Source organism: Oligoflexus sp., from assembly GCF_035638955.1.
Classification (GTDB): Bacteria; Bdellovibrionota_B; Oligoflexia; order Oligoflexales; family Oligoflexaceae; genus Oligoflexus.
The window spans coordinates 50878-61447 of sequence record NZ_DASQYZ010000319.1; the positions used below are offsets into that span (position 1 = coordinate 50878).

10 protein-coding genes are annotated in these 10570 nt (G+C 52.5%); 7 read left to right on the top strand and 3 right to left on the bottom strand.

The window, feature by feature from the left end:
* Window positions 1-51 precede the first annotated feature (51 nt).
* Window positions 52-978, bottom strand: a complete 927-nt coding sequence (locus VE954_RS29220) for a histone deacetylase (protein WP_324959604.1) — start codon at window positions 976-978, stop codon at window positions 52-54.
* 202 nt (window positions 979-1180) lie between these two features.
* Between VE954_RS29220 and VE954_RS29225 the strand changes: the two genes are divergently transcribed.
* From VE954_RS29225 to VE954_RS29255, 7 genes are all read left to right on the top strand, one after another.
* Window positions 1181-2203 carry a GGDEF domain-containing protein gene (locus tag VE954_RS29225; RefSeq protein ID WP_324959606.1) on the top strand — a complete coding sequence of 341 codons (1023 nt, stop codon included), beginning with the start codon at window positions 1181-1183 and terminating at the stop codon, window positions 2201-2203.
* 43 nt (window positions 2204-2246) lie between these two features.
* Window positions 2247-2846 carry a tRNA-uridine aminocarboxypropyltransferase gene (locus tag VE954_RS29230; RefSeq protein WP_324959608.1) on the top strand — a complete coding sequence of 200 codons (600 nt, stop codon included), beginning with the start codon at window positions 2247-2249 and terminating at the stop codon, window positions 2844-2846.
* A gap of 66 nt (window positions 2847-2912) precedes the next feature.
* The gene (locus tag VE954_RS29235) at window positions 2913-3284 is read left to right on the top strand and encodes a DoxX family protein (protein WP_324959610.1); all 372 of its coding nucleotides are present in this window, start codon (window positions 2913-2915) and stop codon (window positions 3282-3284) included.
* 319 nt (window positions 3285-3603) lie between these two features.
* Window positions 3604-4137, top strand: coding sequence for a hypothetical protein (locus VE954_RS29240; RefSeq protein WP_324959611.1), 534 nt, complete (start codon window positions 3604-3606; stop codon window positions 4135-4137).
* A gap of 243 nt (window positions 4138-4380) precedes the next feature.
* Entirely contained in the window at window positions 4381-5109 is a 729-nt protein-coding gene (locus VE954_RS29245) for a PA14 domain-containing protein (RefSeq protein WP_324959612.1), read from the top strand.
* 415 nt (window positions 5110-5524) lie between these two features.
* Window positions 5525-6625 (top strand): ROK family transcriptional regulator, encoded by a 1101-nt coding sequence (locus tag VE954_RS29250; RefSeq protein WP_324959613.1) that lies wholly within the window; start codon window positions 5525-5527, stop codon window positions 6623-6625.
* 78 nt (window positions 6626-6703) lie between these two features.
* Window positions 6704-8251 (top strand): hybrid sensor histidine kinase/response regulator, encoded by a 1548-nt coding sequence (locus VE954_RS29255; protein WP_324959615.1) that lies wholly within the window; start codon window positions 6704-6706, stop codon window positions 8249-8251.
* A 9-nt stretch (window positions 8252-8260) separates the two neighbouring features.
* Here the strand turns inward: VE954_RS29255 and VE954_RS29260 are convergent, their stop codons facing one another.
* Window positions 8261-8842, bottom strand: coding sequence for a hypothetical protein (locus VE954_RS29260; RefSeq protein ID WP_324959617.1), 582 nt, complete (start codon window positions 8840-8842; stop codon window positions 8261-8263).
* 80 nt (window positions 8843-8922) lie between these two features.
* A complete protein-coding gene (locus tag VE954_RS29265; RefSeq protein ID WP_324959619.1) occupies window positions 8923-10005 on the bottom strand; it encodes a hypothetical protein in 1083 nt (360 codons plus the stop codon).
* Window positions 10006-10570: the final 565 nt, after the last annotated feature.

Below are 10570 nucleotides of genomic sequence, written 5' to 3' on the forward strand. Positions count from 1 at the left end.
GCATAAAAACGATAGCTTAGGCAGGAATGGGAGACCTGACAAGGGAAGACATCAGCTTAGATTTTGCAGGTGCGTCGCCACCAAAAGTGGCAGCTGATCCAGATTGTAACCACCTTCCAGACAGCTCACAATCCGCCCTTCGCAATGGACATCCGCGGCTTCCTGGATCCAGCGGGTCATGATTTCATAATCCTCGATTTCAAGGCCGAGAGACCCAATCGGATCATCCTTGTGCGCATCGAAGCCGGCACTGATTAAGATCAATTGCGGCCGAGCCTGTTCCACGCTGGCTTCAAGACCCTTTCTGAACTGATCCCGATAGCTCTCGCGCGAGGTTCCGAATTCAACCGGAATATTGTGGGTCGTACCGAGTCCTGCGCCGGTTCCGGTTTCGGATTCATGACCGGTTCCTGGATAAAAGGGATAGCGATGGATACTGAAAAAATGCACCGCAGGATCGCTGTAAAAAATATCCTGTGTGCCGTTGCCATGATGCACATCAAAATCCACAATCAACACGCGATCCAGATGCAGCACATCGCGGGCATAATGCGCGGCGATGGCAATGCTATTAAAAATACAAAAACCCATGCTCTCGGTGGACGTCGCATGATGCCCGGGCGGACGGATCAAACAAAAGGCCGTGCGATCCGGGCCCTTGAGCACGCGATCCACAGCAGCCACAACGGAGCCCGCCGCATGCATGGCCACTTGAAACGAATCCGGGGATACAAAGGTATCCGGGTCCAGATGCCCACCACCCGCGGCACACATGTCACGAGCTCGCTCCAGCATCGCTTCACTGTGCGTGCGGCGGATCCACTCATCATTGGCGGCAGCGATGCGGGCGCGCGGCAGCTTCGTAAACCAGGGGACAGTTTCCAGATAACGTGCTGTATTCTGGACGCGCTCGGGACACTCGGGGTGATACCCTGTGCGGTGTTTTTCAAAAAGCGGGTCGGTGATAACGCAGACCATAACGCACGAATCCTCCGGTGGGTTCCATGAACGCCGTATTCTCGCAAAAGGTCAGGGGCTTGTAAAGCGCTGTTGTTTTCACCTAAAAGAGACTTATATCCCAGTCGTATCAAGAGTCTCCTGCCTGGATGGCCATGGGTCCCGCTCAATCACCGGTAAAAAAGTGCCGAAGATCCTGTTATAACTCCTGGAAAGAAGACGCATGAGCCGCAGCAAAGACCCTAATGAAGCCCCCTTGCTTTCGCCGTTTGAAGCCGTCTTTCGCGATGTGCTGGATTACTATAGCCAGACCCGCAGTCAGATCTTCAAGCTCGACAAGTGGGACTATAAAAACGTCTTTGAAAATGTCATCAAAGCCCGCTTCGGCGGTGATGCGCAGAAGGCCTTGGATCGCCTGCGGGAAAGCTTCCATGAATCACGCTTGCAGGAGAATGCACACGGCAAACGTTACCTCAGCGAACTGCGCGGTCTGATGTGGCAAAGCGTGGATCAGGTTTTTTCGCTGCTGGACGTCCACAAAAAGGATGATGGCGTGCTTTTGAACGTGCGCTCGAATCTGCAGAAAGCTTTGGTGGCCCAGGATCTATCCTCGGCCCGGCAGACGGTCAAAGAGGTGCTGACTTCACTGGCTGAACTCGAAAAAAGTCGTCAGCAGGTTTTTAATTCCTTGCAGAATAGTTTTAAAAAACAAATGGAAACCTTGCAGTCCGAACTGCAAACGGTGCAAAGTCAACTGCAGCTCGATGGCCTCACGCAGGTTTACAATCGGGCCACCTTCGATCAGCAGCTGCGGAAAACGGCTCAGTTTTCTTTTTTAACGGGTCAGAAGTCCTGTTTGATCATGCTTGATATCGATCATTTTAAAAAGGTGAACGATAGCTATGGTCACCCGGCCGGAGATGCGGTGATTCAAACCCTGGCTCGGACCCTGGCGCAATCCTTTCCCCGTAAAACCGATTTTGTGGCCCGTTATGGTGGCGAAGAGTTTGCGATCATCCTGCAAGGCACGGATTTGTCAGAAAGTCGGGAACTGGTAGCCAAGGTTTTGGTGCGGGTCCGGGCGCTGAAAATCAGTCATAATGATCAGGATATTGCCGTGACCGCTTCCGCTGGCGTCGCTCTTTACCAGCCAGGGGAACCGATGGAGCAGTGGTTGCAACGCGCGGATAAGGCTCTGTATGATGCCAAACAGCAAGGACGTGATCGCCTGATCCTGGCGGCGTGACAAGCTTTGTGCTAACCTGCCTCCCTTTGCCTAAGGGGGTGCCATGAGTTCACGAAAAAAATACGAGGCCCGTTGCACGCGTTGTTTGATGCGGCAGGAACTGTGTCTCTGCGCCCAGATCCCCCAGTTGAATCTGGCGACGAAATTGATCATCGTCATGAATAAAAGAGAAATCAAAGTTCCCACCAATACCGGTCGGCTGGCAGCGTTGGCGTTACCTCATAGCGTGATTCTCAGTCGGGGTGTGGAAGACGCGCCCTATGATCTTGCGGACCATCTGCCCAGGGATCGGCCCAGTATTCTGCTTTATCCCGCCGATGACGCTACGCTGCTGACACCGGAGTGGGTCGCTGCGGAAGGGCCGTTTCATTTGGTGGTTCCCGATGGGAATTGGCGGCAGACCAGCAAGATGCGACGCCGTGATCCCGTCATGGCCACGCTGCCTTGCGTGCGATTGCCAGCAGGAGCGCCGACCGAATATCATGTGCGCAAGGAAACGAAAACGGAAGGCCTCGCCACCATCGAAGCGATTGCCCGCGCTCTGGGTGTGCTGGAAGGCCCGGCGATCCAAAAGGCGCTGGAAGATGTGTTTCATTTGATGGTCAAACGCACGTTGGCCAGCCGAGGCGTTGAGAAAGGTTGATCATTGCACTCATCGATCCACGGCGTTATCATCGAGTTATAGCAGCTTTTATGCGAGGATTCGACGATGAGATCAAAGATAGGTTGGGTATTGTCCGTTTTGCCGAGTTTGCTTCTGCTCTTCAGTGGATTCAATAAAATCATGGCAACTGAGGAAGTGCTCGCGGGTCTTACGCACTTCGGTATCGATCCCGCTCACATCAAAGGCCTTGGTGTGTTGGAAATTATGATAACTCTTCTTTATCTCATTCCACGCACTTCCTTCATCGGTGCGATCCTGCTTACGGGTTGGATGGGTGGGGCGATCTTCACGCATGTGCGCGTGGGCGATCCCTACTTCATGCAGGTTGCGGTGGCGTTTCTCATCTGGATCGGTTTCGGTTTGCGTCACTATTCTGAAGTTTTGCCTTTGCTCGGTATGCGAAAACCCACTCGCTGAAGTCCTGGCAGCATCCGCTGCCAACCTCTTTCCAAAACACGCTTGGACCATTAAGATTCGGATATTCCAGCCCTTCTGCAGATTTGAATCGGTTTGAGCTCACTCGAATTGCTCTCGGGCTTTCAACAGCCGGCAAATCCCAAGCAAAATTCATAAGATAAATGGAGATCGTCTGGAAATGCGATTAGGCCTGCGCATATTCAAACGGAATACCGTGCGTCAACCCCAGGACATTGCCGGGCAAGTTATCTGGCCCTGAACTTGAATAGTCTTAGGCTCAAGGGCTTGACGAACTTTTTTTAGTGAAAGGAATGAGCGCATGCGTATTCTTACCCTGAGTCTCATCATGACTTGTGTGGCCTGTGCCCAGGCACCACAACCCGTTCAGAGAAAACCAGTTGCCTCGGCACCTGCAGTGTCCACAACGTCGACCGCAACAGCTGAAGACGCTGCTGCTGAATCCGCCGCTGATCAGATTCCAGCGGCCGATATTGAGGCTGCGATGAATTCCGGTTCTGCAGCACCAGCAGCCATGGATATGGCTGCCATGGGGCAGCAGGTTCAATCCGCTTTCGCTCAAAGCAAATTGACCCCTGAGCAGAACAGTGCCATGTCTGACACTTCGATGGCTTTGATTGCCGCCGCCAATGCTGGTGATCAAGCCGCTGTTAAGGATTTGTCCAATAAACTGGCGAAGCAGGCTTTGCTTGGCAAAGGTATTATTGGATTCGGTCTGGTGGATCCTGCAGCCATCGTCGCTGCGATCATGGATCTGATTGCAGCTGCAGCGGACGCTGATGTGGCTGGTATCGTAGATGCTATTATGGATCTCGTCGCGGCTATCGGGGCGTAAGTCCGGATGGTTTGCAACCTCTATTGACTGGCGAGGGCCTCCCCTAAAAAGAGGCCCTTTTTGGTTTCTGCCTTGCGGTAAAAGTGCAGTCCTTTCGCGGCCTCGACCCTCTGCCCGCGTATTTCAAGCGTTGAAAATCATCCTGAAAAGACCTGTATTTCCACAATGTAAAAAAGCCTTCCTGCAGGGCCGGTCCGGCATCGCCGATATTATAGAGACGGTGATGCAAGCCATGGAGGGACCATGCTCAAGCTTCAAGTGTCTGCAACGGTAATGGTTACGCTGCTCAGCCTCAGCTGTTCCAAAAGTAAGTTCGAGGAAGGTACGGAAATATCCGGACTTCTGCCACCGGCCAGTGAAGACCTGACGGTCGAGGAAGATATTCCAACCACATCTGAGGACGTGAGTTCACCGGTGCCGGTCGAGGTTGAAGCGAAAGAAGTGGACACCTCCACGACTGAAGTTCCGAAGAAACCTCTGTTCGCCGATTGCGCCAATGAACCTGATCGCATGATCGTCGCTGACCTTTACCAACTAGCACCCGAGACGCAGAAGCTGCCTGATTATGCTCAGCTGAAATCCATAAAAAAGATCTGCCTCTCGCAGCTTGATATTAAAGTTCGAAAATTTTCCGACGGATTTCCCGGCGTCGCCAACCTTTTCGAATGGTTCAGTCTCGATATGAAGTTTATCGTCAACGTGCCGCAAGAGGGCCTTTGGACGTTCAAACTGGTTGCTGATGATGGAGCCAATCTTTACATCGCGGATCAGATCATCGTCAACAATGATGGCCTTCATCCGGCCACGGAAAAAACCGGTGCCGTTGAGTTGAAAGCTGGCGATGCGAACTTTCACGTCAGTTACTTTCAGGGCCCGCGTTTTGATATCGCTCTGGAGCTGATGTGGAAAGGTCCCAACGATACGGAATTCACTTATATACCCCGAGCCTTCATGAAGCGGCCCCTGAACTAACAAGGCCGAGATTCTTGAACTTTAAATGGTAAGTAGAGCAAGAGAAAAGTTGGAAAATACTTTGGGCGACGACCGTACGAATCGTCAGTTTTGATAGTGGTCGTTCCCAAAAAGTATCCCGCCGAGCTGCGTTTATTTAAAAATATACGCTGACCAATCCTTTATATAGCAGTCGCTTCCTGGAGATTGCGTAAGAAGTATAGCGCAATTTTTAAGGGCCGGATGGACGTCTCTCCCCACTTCACATCGGTATGAAATCAAAAGCTCATCGCGCGACTCAGATCGCTCATCATGACGAATGCGTTTGTGTTCGCCGATGTCAGGTGGTGGAAATCCCTTTGCCCGAGTGCACGCAAAAAGGTATCAATCTCCGAGCCCTTACATTTCGTTTCAGGGCAAACGATGGGGGAATGTCGTGGATATTGTGAGTGGAGATAAGCCTGATATGGAGACTTTGGATTCGGCCCACATGCGCGTTCTCAATAGCAGCACACTTTTAAAAATGATCTGGCGCGATCGGGAAATATCGCGGGCCGATATCTCGCAAAGAACAGGCATGAGTCGATCAACGGTTTCCACCATTGTTGCCGACTTGATTCGTCGCGGATTGGTGACCGAAACAGGCACAGGGCATTCCAATGGTGGCCGGCGACCCGTGATCCTGTCTTTTAATGAGGATGCTTATTCCATTCTGGGAATCGACCTGCAGGTGGATGAAGTTCGTGTGGCGATCACCAACCTGCGTGCTGGCATTCGGCACTGGTGGCAGCAGCCCTGTCCGGTACGGGATGATCCCGATGCCTGTCTCGATATGCTGTTTGCTTTGATTCAAAAAGCCAAAACCCAATGTGCCGATGACGGCAAGCCTCTGATTGGAATCGGCCTGGGGCTGCCGGGACCCGTGCATCCCGACAAAACCGTCAATGCCATGAGCGAGGATCTTTTTCCCAAGTGGCAAGGCCGACTGCTGCAAAATATTCTGCGCGATAAGATTCAATTGCCCCTGGCCTTGGAAAAAGATGCCAACCTTGGTGCTCTCTCCGAGCATTGGTGGAAGAATCCCCAAGGACCCGGTAACCTTGCTTACATAAATGCCCAGAAACATGCTGGCCTGGTCTTTGAAGGTCGGATGCATCGCGGCAGTCATGGCCTTGCTGGCGACCTGGGCCCACTCTTGACCAAAAACGGTCCGGTGGCTGACGATCGTGCGTTGGTCCAACTCCTGTCCAATCTTTTGGCTGTCCTTGATCTTGATACGGTGGTGTTGGATCAGAGTCTTTTGGATCGCAGTGAGCAACGTTTAAGCGATGTCCGTCATGAGGTGCTGGGGGCATTGCGTGGCTTGGGTCAAAGGATGCCGCGCATTGACTTTGGCAGCATGGGGGATCGTCAGGTCGCGCTGGGCGCATCGACCCAGATTCTGAACCACGCTCTGGAAGACTTTACGCTCTTTCCGACGACGCCGTCGATGAGCTACGCCTGGTCCTGGAGCCGCGAGCCTACCGTCACGCCATGAGGCCCTTCTTGGTATGCAAATGGGATAGGGGTTGCTATCATAAGGACTTAATTGCCCGTTGCTACCGAGGAAGAGAGTATGGAGCCAAAATCCCAATTGGATGTGTTGCAGATTCTCGACACGGATTTCGTCCTTCTTCCCGATGAAGTGCTGTTTGAACAGGCCCTGGGACCGATATTACGGAAACCAGGGCGGCTTGGGATTGTGCAGAACGATCAAGGCGAGATTTTGGGCTGTCTTGATAGTTACATCATCTCCAAAACCCTTTTGGAAGAAGGCGGTCGCGCCAGGACTCTAGCGCAAATCAAGCTCCAAAAGCCTATCCAAACCGATACGAGCGTCACGGCCGAGACTCTGATCCAATATTTCAATGACGATATTTATCGGCCGGTGATCGTGCATGGTGAAGCCGGCAGTATCGTGGGTCACCTGACTTCGGTTCAGCTCCTGAAGTGGCTTCTGCCCCAGGAACGCAGCGTCGCGGAACAAGTCAGTAGCCTCGAGCAGGAGCTGGCACGCCGTGATGAGTATCTGGGCATCGTGGCTCATGATCTGCGTGCGCCCCTGTCGGTGATCCAGTTGGCTGTGGATTACATCCAATTGCCTGAACATTTCCAAACCATGTCGAGCCAGGTGCAATCCTTTATCGAGCGGATCAAAAGGAACTCGGACAACGCTCAATTTTTAGTGCGTGGTCTTTTGGAATCGATGCGTTCACAGGGTGGGCTGCAGCTGTCCTTTGATCAGGTTATCTTTTCAAGCCTGGTCGATGATGCGGTCAAATCCTTGAGTATCGTGGCCAACCAGAAGCATCAGACTATCGTGGCTCGCCATATCGATGAGATCAAAATTTATCTCGATACAGGGCGCATCCGCCAGGTGCTGGAAAACCTGATCATGAATGCTATCAAATATTCGGCTGTGAAAAGCCAGATCGCGGTTCAGACTCTGCTCGAGGATCGCGATGGTATTACATATGCCGTGTTCAAGCTGACCAATCCTGGGAAAAGTATCTCAGCGACGGAAGGCAAGAAATTGTTTGAACCCTTTGTGCAAGGCAGCAATGCGGATCCGCTCAAGGATGGGGTAGGGCTGGGCCTCTCGATCGTGCATAAGGTTGTCGAGCTGCACGAAGGCTTTATTGAGGTCGGCAGTGATAATCCCCAGGAGGTTTGTTTCCGCGTCTTCTTTCCGAACGCGACATCAGTCCTTGGCGTCCATCGTGATCAAGCCGCGCCGACCAGTCAATCCATTTTGGTAGTGGATGATGACGAGGAAATTCGTGAGTTCGCTGAAGCCGGCCTGACAGCGGCGGGTTTTCATGTTTATACGGCCGATAACGGGGCAAGGGCTTACAGCATCTTTCAACGGCATAAGCCGCAGCTGATCATCTCTGACATTCGCATGAATCGTGTCGATGGTTTTGAGTTGCTGGCCAAAGTTCGCGAGTCGAGTCCAAATACGCCTGTGATTCTTTTTAGCGGATTTTATGCGGGTCTGGAACGGGATCTGAAGCATTCCAATCTGAAACCAGACCTGTTCGTGGATAAACCCTTCCGTATGGGCGAGCTGGTCGGTCACGTGAAGCGTCTTCTGGGCGAGGCGGAAGCCAAGAAGGCCTCTTGACCTCGACCCTTAGAACAGCAGCCAGACCCCGATATAGGGTTCCAACCAGCGGTCCTTCCAGGGGTTGCCCTCCAGGGTGCTGGTTTCGGTTTCCGTGCCGGACGTGACACTCGACTGCTTATAGTTCGCATCGATCCACAGCACGCGCGGCCCGAAGCGGAGCCAGCTCGTTCCAAAATGAAGCCCGAGGTCCACGATGGATCCGCGGCCTCCATAATAACTCGTGCTGGCATCGACCGAGGGAAAGTCATAGTCCAGCCGCGGATTATACAAATAAGTATAAAATGCTGAGATGTACTCAACCCCCACATACCCGAGGCTCAGCCCCTGGCCTGTCAGAACCATCTGGCTATCCTGGGCATAGGTCGCATTCTTCAGCCAGGTCGCCCCGAGCGCCAAACCAAAAGGCAGGCGGTAGGCAGCTGTGAGAACTGTTTGACGCTGCGAAGACCGGCCTACGGCATCCGGTGTTTCCTCCCAATGATATTCATACCAGTAAGCTGGCATGAAAACGAAGGACGCCTGCTTATCCGCGGCGTTCAGCGGCAGCGTGCTGAACATCAGGAGCAGGATGAGTGAAAGCGAATGCATGGAGACCACCTCAAAAAACAAGGGCCTGCCGTGATATCGGCAAGCCCCTGGATTATATAAACATGGACATCAAGCTCTGATTATTGGTAACCCACAAGGCCTTGACCATCGATCTGACCATCCAGGCATTTGAACTTGGAAGGTTTGGTCAGATTTTCGGCGATGACGGGTTTCAAAAGCAGTTCATTTTTCACCGAGAAAGTACTGTTTTTCTTGTTCGAAATCACAACCTTGGCATTTTTGGTCAGGTAAAAGACGCCGAGCGTTTTCCACTCAACTTGGGTTGCCGATTCATCGATCTTACAGTCCTCATCACTGCCGCTGTTGCTATTGGATACCTTCACATTTACTTTTTTGGAATCATCGGTCCACTTGGCGAAAATCATATAAGGTCCATCGGTAAAGCCGCTGTGCTTGCCAATGGCGACTGTGGCTTTGAATTCCTTGGGCTGAATGGTCATCAGCTGTGAGGCTGTGGCTTCGTTAATAGCCAGAGTGAGTCGTGCTGGATCTTCCATTTCCTTGAAGGGCGACGCTGTTTCTTCAGCAGGAGCTGGTTCGTTGATAACAACAACGGGTGCTGGCGTTGGTTCACTCACCACGATCGGCGCTGGTGCTGGCGCTGGTTCGTTGATCACGATTGGTTCTGGCGCCGGAGCCGGAGTTTCCACAATCACTGGAGCCGGTGTTGCCGGTTGGGTTTCTGTGGCCGGAGCTGGCGTTTCCTCTGCCGGAGCGGGTGTCGAAGTTGAAGGTGCAGGAGCCGCTGCCGTGGTTTCCTCAACAGGTGCTGGCGTTGGTGCTGCAGGAGTTGTTGTGGTTTCGTTTGTTTCAGCTTCCGCAGCTGGAGCGCTCGCCGTAGGAGCCGAGCCTGATGCTGCCGGTGTGCTGGCCGCAGGTGTCGATGCATTCACGGTGGTGGCCGGTGCTGTTGTTTCAGCACGGGTTGGAACGATATCACCATCGGGATAGATTTTAATGAAGGCGGCGTCGCCTGATTGAACGGAACGATTGTCACGAGTGGGGGCGGCATCAGACGCGGTCTCGCCGCTCGACTCTTCCTCTTCCAGCTGCTCAGCTTTGGTATTGTTACAAGCAGTCTGGCTCAGAGCAGACAGCGACAACACAAGCGCAAGCTTCAAATGAACGTTCTTAACTAGCATGGAGTAATCTCCTCGAGCGTCGGGATTAATGTGCCTCCAGGGGTGCCCTTGCGCGAGCTTGCTCTTAAAATATATTTCGGAAGATCGAGCCGCCAAACGCCAAACTTTTTTGAGCTCCTTAAAATTCCATAAATTTCATCCACCTGCCAAGGGCCGCGGGCATCTTTTTGGGGCGTATGAAAGGGATTTCGGAGGAACGAAAGTTCCCAGTTCGTCGAACCTCTGCACTAAAAATATAAAATAATCAGTATGTTATCAAAATAATGTTTACGGAACTACAAAGTTCCGTATATAGAAAAGCCAGGAGGGTGATATGACAAAACTCGAAAGAGGGAGGCCCCTTAGCACGGATACACACCAAGCGATCCTACGTGCGGTACCCGAGCTCCTGGCGCAAATGCGCTATGCCCAGCTCACTTTTGATCTGGGCCGTCGAAACCTGCTACATCTAGCCGGACTTGAGACGGTCCCATTTTTGATCCAGTTTGTCTGATTCCAGCTGAGAAAAAATCCTCATCCTTTCCATCTTTCCCGTGACCCCGATTTCCTCTTTCTTCCAATTCGC